Raw genomic sequence first — 24,344 nt, 5'->3', positions numbered from 1 at the left:
GATTTACAAAGGCCCGCAGCATTGCGGGCCTTTTTTTGGGCGAAGCTTAAGCTCTCATTCGCGATGCAAAGTCTCGCAAAAATGTCCGGTTGCATCCCGGCAAATCCTGACCTCCATTGGCGCACCCCACCCCATGTCCGTTTCCACGCACTCGTATGACGCCATCGTCGTCGGCTCCGGTATTTCCGGCGGCTGGGCGGCGAAGGAACTCACTGAAAAAGGCCTGAAGGTCCTGCTCCTTGAGCGCGGCCCAAACGTCGAACACATCACCGGCTACCCCAGCGCGCTCAAGGCACCGTGGGAGCTGCCGCATCGCGGGAAAAAGTCCCGCGAACTGATCGCCGAACGCCCGATTTCTAACCGCGACCTGCTCCACGAGGCCAACGCCGAGTGGTGGGCCGACGAGCAGGACTGCCCCTACACGGAGGTGAAACCCTTCGACTGGTTCCGTGGCTACCAGGTCGGCGGACGTTCCCTGCTCTGGGGCCGTCACAGCTACCGGTGGAGCGATTTCGACTTCGAGGCCAACGCCAAGGACGGACACGGCGTGGACTGGCCCATCCGCTACGCCGACCTCGCGCCGTGGTATGACCACGTCGAAAGCTTCGCCGGAATCAGCGGCTCGATCGAGGGCCTGCCCCAGCTCCCCGACGGCAAATTCCTGCCGCCCTTCGAGCTGAACTGCGTGGAGAAGGATGTCGCGGCCCGCCTGCGCAGCCAGTTCGGCGGCCACCGCCGCCTGATCATGGGCCGGCTCGCCAACCTCAGCCAGCCACACGCGGGGCGCGTCAACTGCCAGTTTCGCGACAAATGCTGGCTCGGCTGCCCCTTCGGCGCCTACTTCAGTACGCAGTCGTCCACGCTCCCGGTCGCCGTGGCCACGGGCAATCTCACCCTGCGCCCCGGCTCGATCGTCACGCGCGTGCTTTACGACAAGGACGCGAAGCGCGCCACCGGCGTCGAGGTCATCGACGCCGAGACGCACCAGACTTACGACTACCAGGCGAAGATCGTCTTCCTCTGCGCCTCCGCATTCAACTCGACCTGGGTGCTGATGAACTCGGCCACCGACATCTGGCCGGAGGGCCTTGGCAGCAGCAGTGGCGAACTCGGCCACAACGCCATGGACCACCACTTCCGCGTCGGTGCCTTTGGCCAGGTCGAGGGCTACCTCGACCGGATCGTCGCCGGCCGTCGCCCCGGCGGTTTCTACATTCCGCGCTACCGGAATCTGTTTGGCGACAAACGCGATTACCTGCGCGGCTTCGGCTACCAAGGCGCAGCCTCTCGCCTCGGCTGGGAACGCGAGGTGCCCGAACTCGGCATCGGCGCCCCGCTCAAGGAAGCGCTCAGCCAGCCCGGCCCGTGGGTCATGGGCATGACCGGCTTCGGCGAGATCCTGCCCTACCATGAAAACCGCATCACTCTCGACCGCGCGAAAAAAGACAAGTGGGGCCTGCCCGTCCTCGCGATGGACTGCGAGATCAAGGAGAACGAACTGAAGATGCGCCGCGACATGCAGGACGACGCCGCCGAGATGCTCGAAGCCGCCGGCCTGAAGAAAGTCATCAAGACCAGCGCCGGCTACAACTTCGGCCGCGGCATCCACGAGATGGGCACGGCCCGCATGGGCCGCGATCCCAAGACCTCCGTGCTCAATGCCCACAGCCAAGTCTGGGACGCACCCAACGTCTATGTGACCGACGGCGCCGGCATGACCTCCGGCAACTGCGTGAACCCTTCGCTCACCTACATGGCCCTCACCGCCCGTGCCGCCGCCCACGCCGTCAATGAGCTCAAGAGGAGGAACCTGTGATGAACCCGCCCAACATTCTCACCCGCCGTGAAGCTCTCGCCCGCCTGAGCTTTCTGCTCGGCGGCGCGCTCATCGGCGGCGACACCTGGCTGCGCGGCGCGACCGTTGCGGGCAAGACCATCGGCGACAATTTCAGCGCCACCGACATTGCGCTGCTCGACGAGATTGCCGAGACGATCATCCCCACCACCGCGACTCCGGGCGCCAAGGCCGCGGGCGTCGGTGCCTTTATGGCGATGATGGTCACCGACTGCTACGACGACGCACACCATGCCGCCTTCCGGGCCGGCCTCGAAAAGCTGCGCGCCGAAAACTTCGCCGCCGCCACGCCTGCCGCCCGCACCGCCCGCCTCAACACGCTTGATGCCGAACAGAAGGCCCACACCGGCACGCCCGCGCACTTCTTCAAGATGATGAAGCAGCTCACCGTGCTCGGCTACTTCACGTCCGAGATCGGCGCCTCGCAGGTGCTGATCTACGAGGAGGCGCCGGGGCGTTTCGACGGAAACATGCCCTACAAGCCGGGTGATCGCTATTTCTTCACGCAGCCAAACAGGAACCTCTAAGTTTGCGTGCTGCAGCCGCGTTTGAGTCCCGCGAACGCGGGATGAAAGCGTGGTCGTCATGTCCGACCACCTTGTCGCTGCGCTCCAAGTCGGCTACTGATCAAACCTCACGCAAAAAAGCCGGACACTTCCCGCATGACCCGCTCGACGTCGGCATCGGTCAGACCCGGATGCAAGGGCAGTGAGAGCACCTCGGCGCAGGCTTGTTCCGTGTGCGGCAGGCTCTGGGCGGCGTCATGATAGGCGGGCTGCCGGTGGACGGGCACGGGATACAACACGCCGCAGAGAATATGCCTCTTCTCGAGGTGGATCCGCAGTTCCTCGCGACGCGGCGTGCGAACCACAAACTGGTGCCAGCAATGGGTGCGGCCTTCGGCGGTGACCGGCAGGACCAACGGCAGCCCCTTGAGCGATTCGAGGTAGCGGGCCGCGATCGTCGCACGGCGCAAGTTGTCGGCGTCCAGTTTGGTCAGGCGCACGCGGAGGATCGCCGCCTGCAGCTCGTCGAGCCGGCTGTTGCGGCCAGGCATCTCGCTCACGTAGCGCTTGCGCCAGCCGTATTGCCGGAGGAGGCGGACCTGTTCGAGCAAAGCGACATCGCCGCCGCAGACAGCACCACCGTCGCCCAGCGCGCCGAGGTTCTTGGTCGGATAGAAGCTGAAGGCCGCCAGCCGCCCCCAGGTGCCGGCCTTGCGCCCGCCGATGGCGGCCCCGTGCGCCTGCGCACAATCCTCGATCACCGTCAGGTTGTGCGCCGCCGCGACCGTGGTCAGATGCGGCATGTCCACCATCTGGCCGTAGAGATGCACGGGCACGACGGCCTTAATTTTTGGATCACGCAGCGTGGTCAGCATCGCCTCCAACGCACCGACATCCATGAGCATGGTCGCGGGGTCGATCTCGACATAAACCGCCCGCGCCCCCGTGGCGGTGATCGCGGAGACCGTGGCGGTGACAGTGTTCGCCACGGTGACCACCTTGTCGCCCGGTCCAATGCCCGCCGCGCGCAGGGCCAGCTCGATGGCGTCAGTGCCGTTGGCCAGGGCGACGGTGCCGGCCACGCCCAGCCATTGGGAAAACTCCCTTTCGAAGCCATCACCCTCGGGGCCCAGAATGTAGTGGCCGCTCAGCAGTACACGCCGGATGGCCGCGTCGGTCTCGGCCTGCGCGGCAAGGTAGGCAGCCTTGGGATCGGCGGGCAGTATCTTGGGCGAGTTCACAGGTAGTGCGGCAGCTCTTTGCGGTAGTAGGCGACGGTCTTGGCCAGCGCCTGCCGGATGTTGGTCTTCGGTTTCCATCCCAGTTCGCGCTCAATCAGGCCGCAGTCCGAGTAATAATCCCCGATGTCGATCTTGCGCCGGTCGGCGGGGAACTCCCGCACCGTGTAGCTCCCCTGCCCGGCCACATCCACCAGCAGCGCGGCCAGGTCGCGCAGGCTGATGCGCCCGACACCACCGAGATTGAACACCTTTCCCACCGCCTGCGGGTGGGTCGCCGCGACGAGGAACGCCTCGACCGCGTCGTCCACGTAGGTGAAGTCGCGCAGCTGAGTCCCGCCCCACACCTCGACCGGCTTCTCTTCAAGGATCTGCTTGATCCACACGCCGACAAACGTCTGGCGCGCGTCTTTCACGCGCATGCGCGGGCCGATGGTGTTCGTGAGCCGCAGCACGGTGCTGGGCACGCCGTGAACCTGGCTGTAAAGCAGGTGATACTCCTCGCCCGCGAGCTTGTTGATGCCGTTCACGTCCACGGGGCGCAGCGGGTGCTTTTCGTCCACCGGCAGGTAGTCGGGCCGGCCGTAGATCTGGCGCGTGCTGGCGAAAACCACCCGCAGCCGCGGGTTATGCTTCCGGCAGGCCTCGAGCAACGTGAGCTGGGCACGGCAGTTGATTTCCAAATCCGTCTCCGGGTCCGTCATTGAGTCCATGTGGCTCGTCTGCCCGGCGAGGTTGAAAAGAAATTCCTGTCCGCGCAGAAACTCCGGCAAGCTGTGCCGGTCGCGGACGTCGGCGAGGTTGATGTTCGTCTTGGCTTCGATCCCGCGCACGTTGCGCCGGTTGCCGCCGTATTCGGGGATGAGGCTGTCGAGCAGCGTGACCTTCGCCCCAAGCTTCACCAGCGTGCGCGCCAGGTTCGAGCCGATGAATCCGAGTCCGCCGGTGATGAGCACGCGCTTCCCCTTGAACGCCTTGGCGAATGACGGTGCGGGTTTCTTCATCGGGGTGGCGGGAAACTGTCAGCGCCGGCGCCGGGAAACAAGCGCGCAATGGATTCAGAAGTCCTGGAGCTTGTCCTCTCGCGTACCCCGGCCGGGATCGAGCCGCTCCAGCACTTCACCGAGCAGATAGATCGAACCGGTCACTACCACGGTGTCACCCGGTTGGCCGAGCGTGCAGGTCCGGGGCGTCGGGAAAATGTTCGCGAGATCCCCGCGTTGCACGAGGGCGCGGGACGCCTCGGGCACCAGGGCGCGCATCTCGTCGTAAGGCGTGGCGCGGGCCTGGTTGGGCGTGACGAGGTGCAGGCTCGCGGCGTGCGAGAGCACCACGTCCAGCAGAGCGCGGGCCCGAAACTCGCCCAAGGCCCCGGCGATGATCAGCGGCTTGCGTCCGGTTTCCCGCTCCAGCTTGGCGAGATTTTTGGCCAGCTCCCGGGCGCCTTCGGGATTGTGCGAAGCGTCGAGGATGAGGTGCCGCCCGCCCGCCTCCAGGCGTTGCCAGCGCCCGGGCCAGTCCACCTGACGCAATCCGCGCGCGACCACCTGATCCTCGGTTTGCAGCGCAGCCGGCAGCAGGCGCACCGCGAGCGCAGCGGTGGCGGCGTTCCAGCGTTGGTATTCGCCTTCGAGGTTGGTCTCGGGGTAGCGGGCAAGGTCTTCGCCAAAAACATCGCGCACCGAGTGCACCGGCGCTTGCCGGTCCGCCGCCACTTCCCGGATCACACGCTCGGCGCCGGGCGGCATGCGCCCGATGACTACCGGGCGGCCGGGCTTGATGATGCCGGCTTTCTCGCGGGCGATTTTCTCCACCGTGTCGCCGAGTTCCGCGCAGTGGTCGAGGCCGATGGAGGTGATCACGCTCACCGCGGGCGAAACGATATTCGTCGCGTCGAGCCGTCCGCCCATGCCCACTTCCACCACGGCCACGTCCACCCGGTTGCGCTGGAATTGCAGGAAGGCCATGGCCGTCATGAATTCGAAGAAGGTGGCGTGTTCGTCGGCCGCAAAGACCGCTGCCTGCTCCGCAACCGGTCGCAACTCGCGCGCGTAGGCCACGATTTCCTCCTCAGTCAGCAAACGGCGGTTCACCTGCACGCGTTCGCCGAGTTTCACGAGATGGGGCGACGTGTAGAGCCCGGTGCTCCGGCCGGCCGTGCGCAGGATGGACTCGATCATCGCCGAGACCGAGCCCTTGCCGTTGGTGCCGGCGACGTGGATCACCGGGTAACTCCGCTCGGGATGCCCCAACGCCGCGGCCAGTCGTTGCATGCGATCGATGCCGAATTTCATGCCCCCGGCCTTGAGGCTGTAGAGGTAGTCCTTGACTGAACTGTAGTCGGAGAGCGGCAGGATCACTGAGGCCGGCTTAGGGGAATTCTATCGGACCTATAGGGCGTATAGGACTTATCAGGCTTATGGACCGACTTGGCCGCGTTCAGGCGCTGGCCGCGCTGACCGACGGGAATGGCGAGGCGGTCGGGACCTTGTGCGGGATGTATTTGTGCGTGTGCAGCGCCTGGAGGATGCTGGTGAGGCGGTCCTTCATTTCGAGACGGCTGACGATCTGGTCCACGAGGCCGTGCTTGAGCAGGAACTCCGAGGTCTGGAAACCGGCCGGCAGCGTCTGCTTGGTGGTTTCCTTGATCACGCGCGCACCGGCGAAGCCGATCATCGCGCCCGGCTCGGCCAGGATCACGTCGCCCAGCGTGGCGAAGCTGGCGGTGACACCGCCGGTGGTCGGGTAAGTCAGGATCGAAATGAAGGGGAGCTTCGCCTCGGCCTGGCGTCCGAGAGCGGCGCTGGTCTTGGCCATCTGCATGAGGCTGAAGATGCCCTCCTGCATGCGGGCACCGCCGGAGGCGCTCACCACGATGCAGGGAATCTTTTTCTTGGTCGCACGCTCGATGGCGCGGGTGATCTTTTCACCCACGGCTGCGCCCATGGCGCCGCCGCAGAAGCGGAAATCCATCACCGCCAGCGACACCAGGATGCCGTTGAGTTTGCCGGTACCGCAGATCACGGCCTCGGGCAGACCGCTGTCCTTCTCGTAGCGTTTGATGCGGTCGGGATACGCGGCGGAGTCCACGAACTTCAGCGGGTCGGCCGACTTCACGTTGGCGTCATGCTCCTCGAAAGTGCCCTCGTCGATCATGCTGGCGATACGGGCGCGGCAGCCGATGGGGAAATGGTAGCCGCTCTTCGGCACCACCATGAGGTTGGCTTCAAGGTCCTTGTTGAACACGATGTCACCCGAGACGGGGCACTTGGTCCAGAGGCCTTCTGTATTGACCTTCTTCTTGGTGGTTTTGGCGCCCGTGGCCTTGGGGGCCGAGGGCTGCTTGGGTTTGGCAAAATGCGACATGGCGTAAAAAGGAATGATCAGCCGTGGCCGAAGGTGGCGACGTCGAGGCTCAGCGCACCACCGCGGCGCAGCACGGCGGCGCAGGAATTGAGTGTGGAGCCCGTGGTGAAGACGTCATCTATAAGGAGGTAACGATACGTCGGATTAAGGGTGGCGCCGGGAGCCAAAGCAAAGGCATTTTTCAGGTTCTCCCGGCGGGTTTCGCGGTCGAAATGAGTCTGGGTGTGGGTGTCGGCCACCCGCTGCAAGAGCTGCTGCACTTCCGCTTCGCCGTCCGTGGCTTGCGCAAGGCACTCGGCCAGTAAAAGCGCCTGGTTGTAGGTGCGCTCGCGCAGCTTGCGCGGGTGGAGCGGCACCGGCACCAGCACGGCGCCGCGGGCATAATCGGCGTAGCCCGGCGCCTGCCGCATGGCGGTCACGATGTCCTCCAGCACGTGCAGCGCGCGGTGGTATTTCAACGCGTGGATCAGTGAGCGTCCGGCGCCTTGCAACAGGATGGCGGTGCGGCCCTCGCCAAAGACCGGATGCAGCGTCTCGCAGTGCTCGCAAAGCCGGTCCTCGGCCATGTCGCCGAAAAAGGGATGCCCGCAGGTCGTGCAGTGGGGCGACCGGACAAGGTGTAGCAAAGGCGCGCAAAACGGGCACAGGTGCCGGAAGCTCCCCGCCTCCACCGCCCGGCCGCAATGCACGCAGCTGCGGGGAAACAGCACGTCCAATCCGTCACGGCAGAGCTGCTGGAGCGCTAGTTTCACGGCAGACCACGGATAGATTCATTCCGCATCCGTGTCCATCTGCGTAATCCATGACATCCCTTCTTCAGTAAATCACCTTCACCATGAACAAACCCTGGGGCGGAGCGGTGACGACTTCGGCGATGCGCTTCCGCGTTTTTAGCAACGCCGCGACGTCCGCGGGCTTTATCTTGCCTAGACCCGCATTGACCAGGGCGCCGGCGAGGCTGCGCGCCATCTTGTAGAGAAAGCCGTCGGCTTCGAAGGTGAAGGATACGCGCCGGCCCTGCTTCTTGACCTCCAACCGCCGCAAGTGTCGCACGGTGGTCTCGTAGGTGCGGTCGTTCTCGCCGGAAAAGGCCCAAAAGTCATGATTTCCGCGCAAGACTTTCGCCGTGGCCTGCACCGCCGCCCAGTCGAGCTCCCGGCCCAGAGACCAGCAATATTTCACCTCGAAGGGGTCGGCATCGCCGAGATGCACGTGGTAGCGGTAGATTTTTCCCGTGGCATCAAACCGCGCGTGAAAATCCGGCCGTGCCGCGCGCACCGACTTGAGCAGGATGCTGCGGGGGAGCCCGGTCTGGATGGCCTTGCGCAGCTTCTCCGCGCCGTGACGCCAGGCCGCGTCGAAGTGGAAGACCTGCGCGTGGGCATGCACCCCCGAATCCGTACGCCCGCTGCCTTCGATGCGGATGAGATCACCGAAGATGGCCTTCAACCGTGACTCGATGAGATCCTGCACCGTATTGCGGCTCTCCTGGCTCTGCCAGCCATGGAAAGTCGTGCCGTCGTAAGCGACGACGCACTTCCATCGCAGCGGTTTGTCTTTGACCACAGATTTCACGGATGAGGACGGATAGATTCCTTCTTCATCCGTGTCCATCCGGGTAATCGGTGGTTATTGCGGTCCGGAAATCGCCGGCGGCAGCTTCTGATCCAGGTAGTCCTGGAGGATCAGGCAGGCGGCGCGGGAATCGATCAGACCGCTGTCGCGGACGGCGCGGCGGTTCTTTTTGGCGATGCTGGATTCGGCCTCGGCGCTGGTAAGGGTTTCATCCACGAGATGCACGGGAAGGCCGAACTCCGCTTTGAGTCGCGCGGCGAAGGCATCGACCTCCTTCGCCTTGAAGCCGACGGTGCCGTCCATGTTGTAGGGATAGCCGAGGACGAGCTCGGTGAATCGACGCAGGCGGATCAGTTCGCCCAGCTTGCGCCAGCGCACGGTCTCATCGGCGTCGGTCAGGGCCGGCAGCGGCGTGGCGACGCCGATCTCGTCGCCCTGGGCCAGGCCGACGCGCTTGGTGCCGTAATCTATGCCGAGACAACGCATGAGCTGTAGCGGCGGTCTGTGACCGCCGAACGGCGCTCATAGAGCGCCGCTACAATTCGCCCTGACACCGTGCCATTCACAAAAATTTCCTCAGCGCCGCGTCTTCGCCCAGGCGCTTGAGCAGCGCCTTGATGTCCTGGGCCTTGTCTTTGGGGCAAACCAGGGTGGCCTGCGCGGTGTGGACGACGACGAGATCGCTCGCGCCGACCACAGCCGTGAGATGGCCGCTCTCGCTCACGACGATGTTGTTGGCGCCGCCCTCGACCATGGCGAGGCCACGCAGGACGTTGCCCGCGGAGTCCGGCGTGAAATGCTTGGCGATCGCCGGCCAGGCGCCGACGTCGTCCCAGTCGAAGGTGGCCGGCACAACCACGACGTTGGTGGATTTTTCCATCAGCGCATAATCCACGGAAATCCGGGGCAGCGTCGGGTAAACCTCCGGCAGCGCCGCCGTCCAACCGCCAGCGGATTTCGCCGCGGACTCAAGCTTGGTCAGACCGGCGTAGAGCTCGGAAGCATGCGCGCGAAAGGCAGCCTCAACAACGGGCACGCGCCAGACAAACATGCCGGCGTTCCAGAAATATTCCCCGGAGGAAAGGTATCTCTTGGCGGTCTCGAGATTCGGTTTTTCGACGAAACGCTTCACGGACATGACGTCTCGTCCGCCCACCCGCTTCCAGGGACCGGCTTGCTGAATATAGCCGAAACCGGTCTCGGGCGCCGTCGGCTTGATGCCCAGAGTCACCAGCACATCGGCCGACTCGGCCGATTCGAAGGCGACGTTCAGGAGGGCGGCATACTCCTTAACGTCATGGATGACATGGTCGGCCGGAAGCATGGCGAAGGCCGCGCCGGGACTCCGCTGTTTCACCAGCAACATGGCCAGACCGGTCGCCGCCGCGGTATCGCGCCCCATCGGCTCGGCCACGATGTTGCCGGCTGGCAGGTCGGGACATGCGCCCCGACAGCCGGCCTGCTGCGCCTGCGTGGTGAGCACGAAGATGTTCTCACGCGGCACAACGCCGGCCACGCGGTCCACCGTCTGGGCGAGCATGGTCTTGTCCCCGACGATCGGGAGCAGGTGCTTGGGGGTGGCGGCGCAGCTCTGCGGCCAAAACCGCTCGCCGCGACCGCCAGCCATGATGACAACGAATCGTTCAGGCATAGGACTTATGAAGTCTATTGCACTTGTAGCTAGGCGCCGTGGTCAATGGCTAACTGGTTGCCATGCGGAGCTGTCCGCTTTGCCTAGGCTCCATGGAAACGCCACTCGAAGTTGATGTCACCACCGCCGCCCGGCTCCAGCAGGAAGGCGCCCTGCTGCTCGATGTGCGCGAACCCATCGAGGTCGCCACCTGCGCCATCGCCGGCAGCCGTCACATCCCCATGCGCCAGATTCCCGAGAGCCTGCCTGACCTGCCCCGGGACCGGCTTATCCTGGTCCAATGCCACCATGGCGGCCGCAGCCTGCGGGTCACGCAATTCCTCCGCGCCAACGGCTTCACGCAGGTCAGCAATGTGGCCGGGGGGATCGACGCCTGGGCCGAGCAAATCGACCCCACCCTGGCCCGCTATTGAGGGGCTTGACTATCCCGCGCCCTTTCGGGCACAAAGACCGCTCACTTACTCCACCTATGGGTCAACAACTCAACAAGCACATCAAAAAGAAACGCCGCGTCGCCTATCACAAGCGCCGCAACGCCAAGATCAAGGCCGCCATCAAGGCCGCCAAGAAGAAGTAAGGCCCTTCCCAGGACGCCTTGCCTGTAGCGGCGGTCTATGACCGCCGTTTTCTTTTGCCGGACCCGCGGTTACCAGCCGCCTCCACAAACGCACCCATGATCAAAGTCAGCCTCATCTCCCTCGGTTGCGCCAAGAATCTCGTGGATAGCGAGATCATGGTCGGTCACCTGCATCAGGCGGGCATGGCCGTGATACCCGAGGCCGAGAAAGCCGACGTGGTCATCGTCAACACCTGCTCGTTCATCGACTCGTCCAAGGAGGAGTCGATCGGCCACATCCTCGAAGTTCACCAGAACAAGGGGATGAAAAAGCGCCGCAAGGAGCAGAAGCTGATCGTCGCCGGCTGCATGAGCCAGCGTTTCTCCAAGGACCTCAAGACCGAGCTGCACGACGAGGTGGACGCCTTCATCGGCCTGGACCAGGTCACAAAGGTCGCCCCGATCATCGAGGAAATCTACGCCAAGGACCGCGGCTCCGGCGGCGCCAAGGCCGCCCCCGCCGTGCTCTTCGAGGGCAAGTCCACCTACATCCCGGACTACGACACGCCCCGCTTCCGGCTGACGCCCGCCCATTTCGCCTACATCAAGATCGCCGAGGGCTGCAACCACCCCTGCACGTTCTGCATCATTCCGCAGATCCGCGGCCGGCACCGCAGCCGCACGGTAGACAGTGTCGTGCAGGAGGCCCGCCGCCTCGTGAAGGAAGGCGTGAAAGAGATCAACCTGATCTCCCAGGACACGACCTTCTTCGGCATGGACACCTGGGAGCAGCGCCCGAATCCCCGCACGCCTGTTGATTCCAGCCGCGGCACCGCGCTCACCACCCTGCTCCGTGAGCTCAACGCCATCGAGGGCGACTTCTGGATCCGCCTGCTCTACACGCACCCGGCCCACTGGAGCGACGAACTCATCCGCACCATCGCCGAGTGCCCGAAGGTCGCGCGCTATATCGACATCCCGCTCCAGCACATCTCCGACAACATGCTCGGCAAGATGCAGCGTGAGACCAGCGGCGACTACATCCGCGACCTCATCAAGCGTATCCGCGCCGGCATCCCCGGCATCGCCGTCCGCACGACGTTCATCGTCGGCTTCCCCGGCGAGACCGAGGCCGACGTCGCCGAGCTCTGCGAATTTATCGAACAGACGAAGTTCGAACGTCTCGGCGTCTTCCGCTACTCGCAGGAAGAAGGCACCCGCGGCGCCAAGATGCCCGACCAGATTCCACCCAAGGTCAAGGAAGCCCGCTGGCACAAGCTGATGGCTTTGCAGCAGCGCATCGCCGGTGAAGTCTCCAAGTCTTACGTCGGCCAAAAGCTCAAGGTCCTCGTCGAGGAGCCCGGCGTCGCCCGCGGCGAAGCCGATGCCCCCGACATCGACGGCCGCGTCTATGTGCCGCGCGACCTTCCCGTCGGCGAGTTCGTGAACGTGGCCATCACCGGCTATCAGGACTACGACCTCCTCGCTCTGCCCAAGGGTCAGAAGCCGAAGGAGTTCAAAGTCGCCCGCCAGGCTCAGTAAGCGTTCCCGCAGCGGACGGTTGCGCGGACCGCCGGACACACGGGGGATGCGCCCCCTCCCAATGGCCATAGGAGCCATGGGCCAAAAGTTCTATTTCGTCGTCAAAAGCGACTGAAACCAGGTCCCCATGGCACGTTCCGGCTGTCTTGGCTCGCGAAGTGCAGGCGGATTTTTCAACCTCTCCGCAACCTCTTGCACTCGACCTCCCAGTCTGTCGCTCCAGCGACCGCCGCGGACGGAGCGGTTCTTGTCGTCGCCCATGACGGCCGCATCCAGCTCGCCAGCGCCGCCGCCGCCGCATTGTGGCAGGCGAGGCCCGACGAACTGGCGGGTGACTTCTTCCCCAACCTTTTTGTCTTTGAGGTCACGTCGCAGGAGCCCGGCTGGGTCCAGTCACAATGGGAAGTGCTGGTCGCGGCAGCCGCCAGCCGCCCCATCGCGCTCCGCCTCCAGCCCAAAGAGGCCTCCGATTTTGAAAGCCTGGTGCGCATCGAGCCCGCCGCGGGCAATCCTCCGCAACACCTCGTCTTTGTCGCCCGTCCGGCTTCAGGCGCCGGCACTACCCCCGTCGCCACCGTGACGGCCATCGCGCCGGTCGCAGCCCCCGCCGAGCATTTTCTCGGGTTGTTGAACGACCGCGGTCCGCTCGGTTTCTTCGACCTGAACTTCCTCCGCAACGAGGCCTATTACTCGCCCACCTGGAAGAAGCTGCTCGGCTACGCTGACGACGCGATGCCCAACACCTACGAGGCCTGGCTTGCGCTGATTCATCCCGATGATTCCGCCGCCGCCCCCGACCGCCAGGGCCGCGTCGCCACGGGCACCCGGCCGTTCTCGCACGAGTTCCGCATGAAACATGCGCTCGGCCACTACGTGTGGCTGCAGTGCGTGGGCGTGCAGGTATATGGGCCCAACGGCGCGCTCCAGCGCGTGATTGGCGCCAATCTCGAAATCGGCGACCGCAAGGAGTTCGAGGAACTCGGTCTGCGGGCGGAGGAGCGCATGCGCGAGTTCGGCGGCGCGGGCCGCGCGGGACTCTTCGACCTGGATTTCAGCGCGGGGCTCTACTGGCTCTCGCCGGGCTTCAAGACCTTCCTCGGCTACTCCGCGGCGGAGCTGCCGGACACCTTGGAATCCGTGCTACGCAGCCTGCCGATGGACGAGACCACCGGCGGAGCGCAGGCCTATTTTCTCTCCCGCCATCCCGGCCAGATCGCCTACTTCGATGTCATTCACCTCCGCCACCGCGAGGGCCGCGACGTGCCGGTGCAGGCCTGCGTGATCCGGCAAATCTCGCGCAAGAAGGAGCTGCAGCGCGTGCTCGGCTACGTCATGCCGCTGGCCGAAGGTCTCGCACCGACTCCCGAGGAGGCATTCTCGGCGCCTCCGCTCGCCGCACTGCTGGCCGAGTTGCACGAGGGTGTGCTCGTGGCCGATGCCGGAGGAAACGTGCTCCATCTCAACCCCAAGGCTGAGAAGCTGCTGGGCCGCACGCTGGCCCAGTGCCTCGGACAGGAGGCCGGCGAAGTTTTCCGCCTGGTTCACCTCCAGAGCGGCCAGCCGGGAGAGAATCCCGTCGCCAAAGTCCTCGCCACCGCCGAGCCCACGGCGCTCAACACCGAGTTCGCCCTGGAGGCCGGCGACGCTGCGCCGCAGCCCGTCGCGTTCAGTGCGCGCGCCGTGCCCGACGCCACTGGTCGCCCCGCGGGGGCGGTCGTCGTTTTCCGTCTCCCGAGCGAGATGAGCCTGACACCCGAGGAACTCGTGCGTGCCAACCGCTTCGAGGCGCTCGGCCAGCTCGCCGGTGGCATCGCCCACGACTTCAACAACCTCCTCACGACCATCCTCGGCGGAGTGTCGCTGGCCAAGGAGAACCGTGACTACTCCGGCCTCGAAAACAGCGAGCGCGCCTGCCTCGCCGCCAAGGGCCTCAGCAAGCAGCTCCTCACCTTCTCGCGCGGCGGCAGCGGCGTCCGCCAGGTGGTGCGCCCGGCCGACATCCTGGCCGACACCGTGCGCCTCGCCGCCGCCGGCTCGACCGTGAAGGTCGAGGTCGAGGTCGCGCCCGACACCGGCACCATTTGCGTGGACCGCGCCCAGATGCTCCAGGTTTTCCAGAACCTCGTCATCAACGCCATCCAGGCCATGCCCACCGGTCAGGGCCGGATTTGGATCAAGGCCGCCAATGTCACGCTCGCGCCCGCTGAAGTCTCGGGCCTGGTCGGTGGGACCTACGTCACCGTCGAGGTGCGGGACAACGGCAGCGGCATCAAGCCCGAGCACCTGGAGAAGATTTTCGCGCCGTTCTTCACCACCAAGAAAAACGGCACCGGCCTGGGCCTCGCCACCGTGCTCTCCATCGTCAAACGCCACGGCGGCCAGATGGGCGTCGAATCCGAGCTGGGCGTCGGCTCGGCGTTCACCGTTTTCCTGCCCGTGGCCGAGCAGCCCGCCGAGGTCGAGGCGCGCCGGGCGCCGACGTTCAACGTCGCCACCAAAACCGGCCGCGTGCTCTTCATGGACGACGACCCGCAGATCTGCGCCCTCACCGGCGGCATGCTCGAGGGTCTCGGCTACAAGTTCGACATCGCCAAGACCGGCGAGGAAGCCGTGCAGTTCTACAAGCGCTACCTCAACATCGGCCGCCCTTACGACGTCGTCATCATGGACCTCACCATCATCGGCGGCATGGGCGGCGAGCAGACCTTCCGCATGTTGCGCGACCTGCACCCCGAGGTCCGCGCCATCATCGCCAGCGGCTACGACAACGACGACATGGCCCGCCAGTTCCTCGACATGGGTTTCCTCGGCTACCTGACGAAGCCCTACCGCGTGGGCGATCTGGGACGGGTGCTGAAGAAAGTGCTGGGGAGCTGAGCGGCTTCAGGATTTCCGGCCTTGATCCCAAGCAGCGTATTTTGTGAGTTAATGTGTATTCATTAGCCTGTCGTTGTCTGAATCTCCCCTCACAGATGGATACAATGACCAAGTCTATATTGTGGATTGCGGGCATCATCGCTATCGTGGGCACGATATTTGTTTTCCGAGAAAAAGTCGTAGATTATCGGGAAAATCGCCGTGGTTGGCGCCTTTGGGTAGTTCATCCTTTCTTCAGATACTTAGAAAGAGATGAAAGGGGACTGTGGTCTCCGATTGATTTCGAAACCACATGGGAGCCGCTGGGACATGGCTATGTATTAAAGAGCATCCTCATTCCCTCCGCTGCAAATTGGTTTACTTCTCCTAGTTGGGCGCTCTCTCGTCGAAATGAGATCATCGCCAATCTAAAGGAAGCATATCCTGAAAATGTAGTCTTCGTGGAGACAGAGTTTAACTTGGAGCAACAGGGATAAGGAAAACTCGACCGCTCTGAGCCGCGTTCACCGCTCCTTCCGATCCTTGCGGGTGCCCTCCCAGCCGAGGCCAACGATGAAGTCTTGAGAAACGAATTCGAGGAAATCCCGGGCAGGGATAACGAGCACGCTGGCGAGCTTGCTGGCCACGGTGACCGTGGCCGTGGCGTAGCCGTTGCCGAGCAGGCTGAGTTCGCCGAAGCTGTCGCCGGGCTTGAGCGTCCGCAGCTCCTTCCCTTTCACACTCACGGTGAGTTCGCCGCGGTGGACGAGGAAGAACCAGTGGTTGGCCGCGCCCTCGGCGAGGACCACTGAACCCTGCTCCGCCTCGCGCAGCATGGCGCGACGAGCGAAGGCGGCGCGCGTGGCGTGGCTCCAGTTGCGCGTGAGCTCGGTGTGCTGGAGGAAGCCCACCTTCTGCACGGCGTCGGCCACGGCCTGTCGCGACAGCTTGGTGAGCACCAGCCGCTCGAACTCGGCCTTGTCCAGCGCCAGCAGCACGCTGCGGCCAAGGCTGCGGATCGAGCGCGTGCGCGGACCGCCGTGCAGGAGCGCGATTTCGCCGAACACATCGCCCTCGCCCATCTCAGCCACAGGCTCCGACCGGCCGGGCGCGTAGTCGCGGCGCACTTCCAGCCGGCCCGACAGCACGATGTAGAGTTTTTCGCCCGGCTCGCCCTCGCGCACCACAAAACTCCCGCGCCTGTGCTCCTCGGACTTCACCGTCGCCGCCACGGCGGCCAGCTCCTCGGCCGGCAGGTCGCGGAACATCACTGTCCTTCCGAGCCATTCGGCTATGGTCTGCGGCGACACGAGCACCGCCTGCGGACGCAGCCGCCGCTCCGCCCGCTCGCGCCACCAGCTGACAATAGCCCAGCCCAGCCACACCACGGCACCAAGCACCGCCAGCGCCGCCATCACGCCCAACGCCAAGCCGAGCACCATTCCCGCCTGCTGCGCACTCGCCAGGGTCTCGGACCAGCCGAACCGCGCCCGCACCTCCGCTGGCAAAAACCGGACGACCAGCGCCACCCCCAGTCCAATCCACGCCAGCCCGACCGTGAGACAGGCGAGGTAGTAACCACGGTTGTGCAGCTCAAGGCGGACACGCCGCACCCACGCCGCCCAACGACCGCTACCCAGCGCCGATGATTCCTCGGTGGAAAGGCGATAATCCCGATAAAGCGCGCCGAGCAACTCCCGTACTGGCGAGGGCCACAGCGGTGACAGCACGATCAGCGTTCCGGCGAGCACCGGCAGTTGCAGACCCGGCCAGCGCCACGCGGCAAGACAGAGAAATAGAAAATGCGGCGCAAGCTGCGCCAGCGCGACATTTACGCCGAGGCCCCTGCCGCCAAGAAGTGTGTCGCCCAGATCGGCGCGCAGGCCCGGCAAGAAAGTTTTCCAACCGAAATGCAACCGGTAAACATCTCCGTCGGCCGCCCGCAGCACCGAAGCCGCCAGAATCGCTCCAAAACTCGCCGCTACACACGCCGCCAGCCAGCCCAGGCCCAACCATTGCGCAGATTCCGGCATCGTGACCGGCCGCAGAAACAGACAGCCCGTCGCGCCCAAGGCAGCCGCGACCGTCATCCAGCGCACCGCCGTGCCGTTGAGCCGCACCGGCCAGCTCGCGGGCTTTTGCTCGGACGGCAGCGGGTGTTCCGATGTCTGCAGCACGCCCGCGCGCACGGCCTTGATCACGAGCTCATACAGTTCGCGCAGCGAGGGGTTGCGCTGGGCGGCGATGAGATTGCAAAGCACGCTCGTGACGGTCTTGCCGTCCTTGAACGCCTGCAGCGTCTCCCACTGCCGGGGCGTCACCACCAGATAGCCGCGGCCCGGCCGGTATTTCAGCGCCACCCGCTCCTTGGTGAGCGTGGCCGCCTTCACGTCGGGGCTGAGGTGCAACGTCGCCCGGTTCAGCAGCGCACCGAGGTCGGCGGAAACAGGATCGGACGGTGAAGCGTTCATTAGGGCGGATTCTCAACCCGATAAACGCCGCTTTCGGTCGGAGGTTCAAGCGCGCTTCGCTGGAAACGGATCAGGGATTGCAGGCCCGGTGGCGCTGGCGCAGACTCCGTGCGCCCGCCCACCCTCGTCATGAACCCTCCTGCGTCCAACAGCATCTGGCCCCGGCCGTCGCTGAAGTTCCGGCCAAGGCTGTTCGCCTTGCTGCGGCAAGGCTACACCCGCAAGGACGCGGTGTCCGACGTGCTGGCGGGCCTCACGGTGGGATTGATCGCCCTGCCCCTGGCGCTGGCGCTGGGCGTGGCGAGTGTCCCGCCGGAAATCGCGACACCCTTCCCGGCGCCGGCCATCGGCATCTTCACCGCAATCATTGGTGGCTTCATCGTTTCGTTTCTCGGTGGCAGCCGCGTGCAGATTTCCGGTCCCACGGCGGCCTTCGTCACCGTCATCCTGCTTGTGGTCGAGAAACACGGCTACGACGGACTGCTGCTGGCGACCGTCATGGCCGGCATCATCCTCGTGCTGATGGGTGCCAGCGGGCTCGGCAGCCTGATCAAGTTCATCCCCTACCCGGTCACCAGCGGCTTCACGACCGGCATCGCCGTCGCGATCATCGCGGGCCAGGCGGCGGAGTTTCTCGGTGTCAGCGGCACTCCGCCCCGGGAGTTCGTGGAGAAGGTGCCCTGGCTGTTCACGCACCTGCCCGGACTCAACCTGCATACGCTGGTCATCGCCGCCGGGTCGGCGCTGTTTATTCATCTCTGGCCCCGGTTTCGCGAGCGGTTGCATGCCGGACGCGTGCCGGGCGCGATCATCGCCATGATCGTTACGGCGGTGCTGGTCGCCTGGTTCGGTTGGGAAAAAGCGGCCGGAGTCGCGACCATCGGCTCGCGCTTTGGTCCCGAGGCCATCCCGCACGGGCTGCCCCCGCTGGTCTGGCCGGAAATCAGCCTCGAACGCATTCGCGACCTGCTGGGCCCGGCCACCACCATTGCCCTGCTCGGGGCCATCGAGTCGCTGCTCTCGGCGGTGGTCGCGGACGGCCTGATCAACGACCGGCACGATTCCAACACTGAGCTCATCGCCCAGGGCGTGGCCAACATCTGCTGCCCGTTCCTCTGTGGCATGCCGGTCACCGGCGCCATCGCGCGCACCTCCGCCAACGTGAAGGCCGGCGGCCGCACCCCGCTCGCGGGCATCGTCCATGCGGTGACGCTCCTGCTCATCGTGCTGTTCTTCTCCTCCTACGCGCAGTTCGTGCCGATGGGCGCCATCGCCGCGGTGCTCGTCGTGGTGGCCTTCCGCATGGGCGAATGGCATGAGCTGGCCCGCCTCCGGCGGATGCCGCGCAGCGATGCGCTCGTGCTGCTCACGACCTTCGGCCTGACGGTGGTCTTCGACCTCGTGATTGCGGTCGAGGTCGGCATGGTTCTTGCGGCCATCCTCTTCATCAAACGCATGGCCGAAACCACCGAGATCGCGCAGGTGACAACGCGGGACGAACTCGAAACCCCCGAGCAAGTCGCCCACGGCAAGGTCATCCCCGAAGGAGTGGTGGTCTTTCGCATTTTCGGGCCGTTCTTCTTCGGCGCCGCCGAAAAGATGGAGGACGCCCTGCAGCGCGTCGGCACGCTTCCGAAAGTGCTTATCCTCCGCATGCAGCTCGTGCCAGCCATGGACGCGACCGCCCTGAACGCGCTCGAAAGCATCGTCGAACGCATGCAGGCCTCCGGTGGAACGGTGGTGCTGAGCGGCCCGCACCGGCAGCCGCTGGAGATGATGATGAAGGCCGGGTTCATTGAGCAGCTCGGGCGAAAGAACATCCGCGCCCATTTCGACGACGCACTCGCCCGCGCACGGGAGATTCTCAACCAGCCGTCACCTCCTCTTCCTGACCGATGATCAAGCACCATCCCACCCCCAGTTGGATTTATTTGGGCGGCCTCACGCTCGCAACCATCGCCGGCGTGATCAACGCCGTCGGCTTTCTCGGCCAGCACCACCAGGCGCTCAGCCACATGACCGGCACGGTGACGGTGCTCGGCTACGAACTGGCGCGCGCCGGCTACGGGGTGGCCCTCCACGCCCTGGCGATTCTGACCGCCTTCTTTCTGGGCTGTCTTCTGAGCGGCATGATCATCCGGCAAAGTTCGCTCCGCCTCGGCCGGCGCTACGGGGTCGCCCTTTCCCTGGAATCGGCGCTGCTGGTGGCGGCGCTGTTTTTCCTGCGGCGCGGCGCGAACGTCGGCGACTACCTCGCGGCCATGGCCTGCGGTCTGCAAAACGCGATGGTCTCCACCTACAGCGGCTCGACCATGCGCACGACCCACATCACCGGCATGGTCACCGATCTGGGCATTGCGTGCGGCCATTTCTTCCGCGGCGTGGAGGTGGACTGGTTCAAGTTCCGCATCTACGGCGTCCTGATCCTCGGCTATTTCGCCGGAGCCGTGCTCGGCGGCCTTGGCTACGGCAACTGGGGCTACGACACCCTGCTCTTCCCGGCCGCTCTGAGCGGCATCGCCGGCGTGGGTTACACCGTGATCAAGCATTACGAACGCAGCCACCGCCCGCACACCAAAGCGCCGTTCTGATCACCCGCGCCAGGTCATGGCGTGGCACAGGGCGACGCCCGCGGCATCTGCTTCGTCGAAGGCCAGGGTGCGGCCGTGTCCGAGCATGGACATGACCGTGCGGGCCATCTGCTCCTTGCTCGCCCGCCCCGCACCCACGACGGCCTGCTTCACCCGCAACGGGGCATATTCGAAAATTTCCGACTGCTGCAAAGCCGCCGCCGCAATGGCCGCTCCGCGCGCCGCGCCGAGAATCTGCGCTGTTTGGAAATTCTGCACGTAGATCGTCTGCTCCAGCGCCACGTGCCGCGGCTCGAAATCCGCCATGAACGCCGCCACCGCCCGGTGAATCTCCGCCAGACAATGCGGCATGGGATGCTTCGCCGCGACTTTCACGGTCAGGCAGCGCAGCAGCACCGGCTGACGGCCCGGCGCGAACTCAATCAAGGCCAGACCGGTCCCGCGCAAGCTGGGGTCTACGCCGAGCACGCGGCCGGCAAATGCCGGGCGTTGCAGCGTCGGGGCTTCCGGCCAGCTGGGGGACGCGAGCTTGCCCTCGATCTTAGCCTTCCAAAGTTGCCTGACGGAGGTGCGTGCCATGCGGGTGTCATCACGAAACACACGAAATGCACGAAAGAGAAGTCGGGATTGGCTATCGGTTGTAAGGCGCAGTTTCCGGCGAATGAGGTCGTCCCAAGGGACGCCCCTGCAGGAATACAACAGCCCATTCGCTCGCTCAGAAAAACACCAGCTTCAGCGCGGCCAGGGCGGCGAAACCGAGAGCGAGATTCTCAAACCAGCGCTGGTTGACGCGCTCGACGACCGGGCGGCCCAACAGCGCACCGAGCGCCACGGCCGGCAAGAGCCAGAGGTTGAGCGACAGGCTGGAGGCATTGATGATGCCCAGCTGCACGGCGAAGGGCACCTTGATCCAGTTGATCACGAGGAAAAAGGCCGCACCCGTGCCCAGGAAGCCGAGCTTATCAAGGCGCATGGCGAGCAGGTAGAGCGTCATCACTGGACCGGCGGCATTGGCGATCATCGTCGTGAAACCAGCAAACAACCCCATGACCGGCCCGAACCACGCCGGTGCGTGCGCCGCGGCCTCGTCGGGGTTCCGCCAGCGGCGCCAAAGTTGCAGCCCCAGCATCAGGACAAGGATGCCGCCCACCAGCCGGGCCGTCTGCCGGTCATCGATTCGCCCGAGAGCCAGCCAGCCCAGCACCACGCCGCCCACCGCACACGGCAACAGCCGGCCTACGCGACCCCAGTCGAGATTCTTGCGATAGACGAAGAAGGCAAAGACATCGGCGAAGATCAGCATCGGCAGCACCACGCCGGTCGCCTGCTTGGCCGGGATCAGGTTTGCAAGAATCCCGACCGACAGAATTGAGATTCCCGGAATACCGGTCTTGGAAAACCCGAAGAACACCGCCGCCACGGCCAGCAGCGTCCATTGCCAAGGATCAAAGTGCATGGATTGCATTCCCGTTTCGTGTCATTCTGAGCGCCGCGAAGAATCCAGTCATTGCGTGCATCATGTTCGAATTCCTCTGGATCCTTCGCTGCGCTCAGGATGACACGCTGGAGTGGATGACTGTGGTTTGGACGTCCTCATTCCTATTTCATACCTCTGCCATCACCGCTCCTCCTTCAACCCTCAACACCTGCCAGCCCGCCGCATCCGCCGGCAGACTCGTGCCCGTTGCCACGACCTGCGGGTCGTGCTCCAGCGAGGCCCAGAAGCGTTCGCGACGCATGGGGTCCAGTTCGCCGAGCACGTCGTCGCAGAGCAGCACCGGCGTGACGCCGCCCTTGGCCTTGAAGTAGGCCGCCTGCGCCAGGCGCAGCGCGATCACGAGGCAACGCTGCTGGCCTTCGGAAGCGAATTGGCGGGCAGGACGACCGTTGAGCAAAAGTTCGATGTCGTCACGGTGGGGGCCGTGTTCGGTGGATTTCAGCAGCGTGTCGCGCGGGCGATTCTTCGCCAGCAAGGCGGCGAATGCCTCGCGCGTGGCGGCGGCGCTGTCGGGGGCGTAAATCAAGCCGGCGGTTTCCGAATCCGGCACCAGCCGAGCATGGGCCGCGCGAAACGCCTCGCCCAGTTCCGCGATCCCCGCGGCGCGTTTGGCCACGAGCGTCACGGCGTGAGCGGCGAGTTCGTGCTCGAAAGCCTCGATCGCGCCGGTGTCGCGTCCGCCTTGCTTGAGGAGGAGGTTGCGCTCAGCCAGCGCGCGTGTGCAGCTCTGCAGCGCGATCAGGTAGGCCGGATCCATGGCGGCCAGAGTAAGGTCGAGCCAGCGTCGCCGCAGGGCCGGCGCGCCGCGCAGAAACTGGTTGTCCTGCGAGGAGAACACCACGGTCGGAAACCGGCCCAGAAAATCACCGAGGCGGGTCACCTTCCCTTGCTCCCACATGACCTCGCGACCGTCGGGCCGGAGGGTGATGGTCACGCGGCTGGCGCCGAAAGTCTCGTGCTCGATCCCGAAAGCCATGCCGGCCTGCGGACGCCCCACTCCGATCAACGCCCGGGTCTCCGCCGCGCGAAACGAGCGCAGCGCGGTCACGTAGCCCATCGCCTCAAGAAAGTTGGTCTTACCCTGCGCATTGCTGCCGAGCAGGAAGGTCCGCCGGCCGACCAGAGCGACCTCGGCGAGCGGCAGGTTGCGAAAGTCCTGCAGGGTGACGGCGGCAAAACGCATGTGCCGGCGCACGCTTGTCCGTGCAGACGCCGCTGGCAAGCCGGGCGTGCAAAAGCAAAAGGCCCGCCGCAGCGGACCTTGCAATCTCTGCCCACAATAGCCGGCCTCAGGCGGCGTTCTTGTCGGATTTCGCCGCGCCGGGCTTCTTGAGCTGGGGCTTCTTGCGGCCCTCGACCACGGCCTGGTCGATGATGACCTCGGAGATGTCATCACGCGCCGGCAGGTCATACATGACCTCGAGCATGATTTTCTCGAGAATGGCGCGCAGCGCGCGGGCGCCGGTCTTGAGCTCGATGGCCTTCTTGGCGATGGCCACGATGGCGTCGCGGGTGAACTTGAGCTGCACGCCGTCCATCGCAAAGAGCTTGGAATACTGCTTCACCATGGCGTTCTTGGTGCGGAGCAGAACCTTCTCGAGGTCGGCCACCTTGAGCTCGTCGAGCACCGAGACGACCGGCAGGCGCCCGATGAACTCCGGGATCATGCCAAAGCGGATGAGGTCCTCCGGCGCGACGCCGCGCATCATCTCGTCGGGCGTGAGGTCGTGATCCTTGGCGTTGATGTGGAATCCCAGTGACCGCTGGCCCATGCGCTTCTTGATGACCTCGTTGAGGCCCACGAAGGCGCCGCCGCAGATGAAGAGAATGTTCGAGGTGTTGACCTGGATGTATTCCTGGTTCGGGTGCTTGCGGCCGCCCTGCGGGGGAACGTTGCAAGTGGTGCCCTCGAGAATCTTGAGCAGCGCCTGCTGCACGCCCTCGCCGGAGACATCGCGGGTGATCGAGACGTTCTCGGTGGTGCGACGAATCTTGTCGATCTCGTCGATGTAGATGATGCCGCACTCGGCCTTCTTCACGTCATAGTTGGCGGACTGCAGCAGGCGGAGCACGACGTTCTCGACGTCCTCACCGACATAACCGGCCTCGGTCAGCGTGGTGGCGTCGGAAATCGCGAACGGCACGTCGAGGATGCGCGCGAGGCTGCGCGCGAGGAGCGTCTTGCCGGAGCCGGTCGGGCCAACCAGCAGGATGTTGCTCTTCTCGACCTCGACGTCGCTGAACTCCGCTGGCAGCGAGGCAGCGTCGGCCGCGTTGCCGTGGGTGGAGTCGAAATTCAGCCGCTTGTAGTGGTTATAAACGGCGACCGAGAGAACCTTCTTGGCGTGGTCCTGACCAATGACGTGCTCGTCGAGGACTTTCTTGATCTCGGACGGCTTGACCAGGCGGAAAGCGGGCTTGGCGGCGGTGCCCTCGGGCGCGGCGGGCGTCTTCACCTCGCGGTCGATGATCGTCTTACAAACGTTCACGCACGAGTCGCAGATGTAAACCCCCGGCCCCGCAATGATTTTGCGGACTTCGGCCTGCGATTTACCGCAGAACGAACAGAGGGTCATGCGAGAAGATTTAGCCATTGCGGGTTATAATCGGCCCAAGTCGGCGTTAGTCGAGGGATTTTC

Annotated in this window: 21 protein-coding genes; 8 read left to right on the top strand and 13 right to left on the bottom strand. The window is 64.9% G+C overall.

The window, feature by feature from the left end; all coding sequences use genetic code 11:
• Window positions 1–133: 133 nt before the first annotated feature.
• Window positions 134–1,816, top strand: coding sequence for an FAD-dependent oxidoreductase (locus tag ESB00_RS09340; protein ID WP_129047429.1), 1,683 nt, complete (start codon window positions 134–136; stop codon window positions 1,814–1,816).
• Window positions 1,816–2,382 (top strand): gluconate 2-dehydrogenase subunit 3 family protein, encoded by a 567-nt coding sequence (locus ESB00_RS09335; RefSeq protein WP_129047428.1) that lies wholly within the window; start codon window positions 1,816–1,818, stop codon window positions 2,380–2,382. The genes ESB00_RS09340 and ESB00_RS09335 overlap by 1 nt, the downstream gene beginning before the upstream one ends.
• Window positions 2,383–2,489: 107 nt before the next feature.
• Here ESB00_RS09335 and ESB00_RS09330 read toward each other — a convergent pair whose 3' ends face one another.
• From ESB00_RS09330 to ESB00_RS09295, 8 genes are all read right to left on the bottom strand, one after another.
• Entirely contained in the window at window positions 2,490–3,602 is a 1,113-nt protein-coding gene (locus ESB00_RS09330; RefSeq protein ID WP_218938720.1) for a DegT/DnrJ/EryC1/StrS family aminotransferase, read from the bottom strand.
• Window positions 3,599–4,603, bottom strand: a complete 1,005-nt coding sequence (locus ESB00_RS09325; RefSeq protein WP_129047426.1) for an NAD-dependent epimerase/dehydratase family protein — start codon at window positions 4,601–4,603, stop codon at window positions 3,599–3,601. Before ESB00_RS09325 ends, ESB00_RS09330 begins: the two co-directional genes overlap by 4 nt.
• 54 nt (window positions 4,604–4,657) lie before the next feature.
• Complete coding sequence (locus ESB00_RS09320; protein WP_246026445.1) at window positions 4,658–5,959, bottom strand: bifunctional folylpolyglutamate synthase/dihydrofolate synthase; 1,302 nt, start codon at window positions 5,957–5,959, stop codon at window positions 4,658–4,660.
• A 79-nt stretch (window positions 5,960–6,038) separates the two neighbouring features.
• Window positions 6,039–6,965 carry an acetyl-CoA carboxylase, carboxyltransferase subunit beta gene (accD, locus tag ESB00_RS09315; RefSeq protein WP_129047425.1) on the bottom strand — a complete coding sequence of 309 codons (927 nt, stop codon included), beginning with the start codon at window positions 6,963–6,965 and terminating at the stop codon, window positions 6,039–6,041.
• Between the two features lie 17 nt (window positions 6,966–6,982).
• Window positions 6,983–7,717 carry a ComF family protein gene (locus tag ESB00_RS09310; RefSeq protein WP_246026444.1) on the bottom strand — a complete coding sequence of 245 codons (735 nt, stop codon included), beginning with the start codon at window positions 7,715–7,717 and terminating at the stop codon, window positions 6,983–6,985.
• A gap of 64 nt (window positions 7,718–7,781) precedes the next feature.
• Window positions 7,782–8,540, bottom strand: a complete 759-nt coding sequence (gene truA, locus ESB00_RS09305) for a tRNA pseudouridine(38-40) synthase TruA (RefSeq protein WP_246026443.1) — start codon at window positions 8,538–8,540, stop codon at window positions 7,782–7,784.
• 54 nt (window positions 8,541–8,594) lie between these two features.
• The gene (gene ruvX / locus ESB00_RS09300) at window positions 8,595–9,026 is read right to left on the bottom strand and encodes a Holliday junction resolvase RuvX (RefSeq protein ID WP_129047423.1); all 432 of its coding nucleotides are present in this window, start codon (window positions 9,024–9,026) and stop codon (window positions 8,595–8,597) included.
• 76 nt (window positions 9,027–9,102) lie between these two features.
• Window positions 9,103–10,191 carry a mannose-1-phosphate guanylyltransferase gene (locus ESB00_RS09295; protein WP_129047422.1) on the bottom strand — a complete coding sequence of 363 codons (1,089 nt, stop codon included), beginning with the start codon at window positions 10,189–10,191 and terminating at the stop codon, window positions 9,103–9,105.
• Between the two features lie 92 nt (window positions 10,192–10,283).
• On the opposite strand from ESB00_RS09295, the gene ESB00_RS09290 reads away from it, so the two are divergent.
• From ESB00_RS09290 to ESB00_RS09275, 4 genes are all read left to right on the top strand, one after another.
• The gene (locus ESB00_RS09290) at window positions 10,284–10,604 is read left to right on the top strand and encodes a rhodanese-like domain-containing protein (RefSeq protein WP_129047421.1); all 321 of its coding nucleotides are present in this window, start codon (window positions 10,284–10,286) and stop codon (window positions 10,602–10,604) included.
• A 260-nt stretch (window positions 10,605–10,864) separates the two neighbouring features.
• Window positions 10,865–12,289, top strand: coding sequence for a 30S ribosomal protein S12 methylthiotransferase RimO (rimO, locus tag ESB00_RS09285; protein WP_129047420.1), 1,425 nt, complete (start codon window positions 10,865–10,867; stop codon window positions 12,287–12,289).
• Between the two features lie 192 nt (window positions 12,290–12,481).
• Window positions 12,482–15,166, top strand: a complete 2,685-nt coding sequence (locus tag ESB00_RS09280; protein WP_129047419.1) for an ATP-binding protein — start codon at window positions 12,482–12,484, stop codon at window positions 15,164–15,166.
• A 95-nt stretch (window positions 15,167–15,261) separates the two neighbouring features.
• Entirely contained in the window at window positions 15,262–15,642 is a 381-nt protein-coding gene (locus ESB00_RS09275; RefSeq protein WP_129047418.1) for a hypothetical protein, read from the top strand.
• Between the two features lie 27 nt (window positions 15,643–15,669).
• Here ESB00_RS09275 and ESB00_RS09270 read toward each other — a convergent pair whose 3' ends face one another.
• Window positions 15,670–17,616: a cyclic nucleotide-binding domain-containing protein gene (locus ESB00_RS09270; protein ID WP_129047417.1), complete on the bottom strand. Its 1,947-nt coding sequence runs from the start codon at window positions 17,614–17,616 to the stop codon at window positions 15,670–15,672.
• A gap of 129 nt (window positions 17,617–17,745) precedes the next feature.
• Here ESB00_RS09270 and ESB00_RS09265 point away from each other — a divergent pair, with 129 nt between their 5' ends.
• The gene (locus tag ESB00_RS09265) at window positions 17,746–19,515 is read left to right on the top strand and encodes a SulP family inorganic anion transporter (RefSeq protein ID WP_129047416.1); all 1,770 of its coding nucleotides are present in this window, start codon (window positions 17,746–17,748) and stop codon (window positions 19,513–19,515) included.
• Window positions 19,512–20,207, top strand: a complete 696-nt coding sequence (locus ESB00_RS09260; RefSeq protein WP_129047415.1) for a YoaK family protein — start codon at window positions 19,512–19,514, stop codon at window positions 20,205–20,207. Before ESB00_RS09265 ends, ESB00_RS09260 begins: the two co-directional genes overlap by 4 nt.
• On the opposite strand, the gene ESB00_RS09255 is transcribed toward ESB00_RS09260, so the two are convergent.
• From ESB00_RS09255 to clpX, 4 genes are all read right to left on the bottom strand, one after another.
• Window positions 20,208–20,786, bottom strand: coding sequence for a crossover junction endodeoxyribonuclease RuvC (locus tag ESB00_RS09255; RefSeq protein ID WP_129047414.1), 579 nt, complete (start codon window positions 20,784–20,786; stop codon window positions 20,208–20,210). It lies immediately after the preceding gene.
• 136 nt (window positions 20,787–20,922) lie between these two features.
• Window positions 20,923–21,663 carry a sulfite exporter TauE/SafE family protein gene (locus ESB00_RS09250; protein WP_129047413.1) on the bottom strand — a complete coding sequence of 247 codons (741 nt, stop codon included), beginning with the start codon at window positions 21,661–21,663 and terminating at the stop codon, window positions 20,923–20,925.
• A 148-nt stretch (window positions 21,664–21,811) separates the two neighbouring features.
• Window positions 21,812–22,888 carry a DNA replication/repair protein RecF gene (gene recF / locus ESB00_RS09245; RefSeq protein ID WP_129047412.1) on the bottom strand — a complete coding sequence of 359 codons (1,077 nt, stop codon included), beginning with the start codon at window positions 22,886–22,888 and terminating at the stop codon, window positions 21,812–21,814.
• A 106-nt stretch (window positions 22,889–22,994) separates the two neighbouring features.
• Window positions 22,995–24,299, bottom strand: coding sequence for an ATP-dependent Clp protease ATP-binding subunit ClpX (gene clpX / locus ESB00_RS09240; RefSeq protein ID WP_129047411.1), 1,305 nt, complete (start codon window positions 24,297–24,299; stop codon window positions 22,995–22,997).
• Window positions 24,300–24,344: the final 45 nt, after the last annotated feature.

The organism is Oleiharenicola lentus (assembly GCF_004118375.1).
Classification (GTDB): domain Bacteria; phylum Verrucomicrobiota; class Verrucomicrobiia; order Opitutales; family Opitutaceae; genus Lacunisphaera; species Lacunisphaera lenta.
This window is presented reverse-complemented; position numbering and strand designations above follow the sequence as displayed.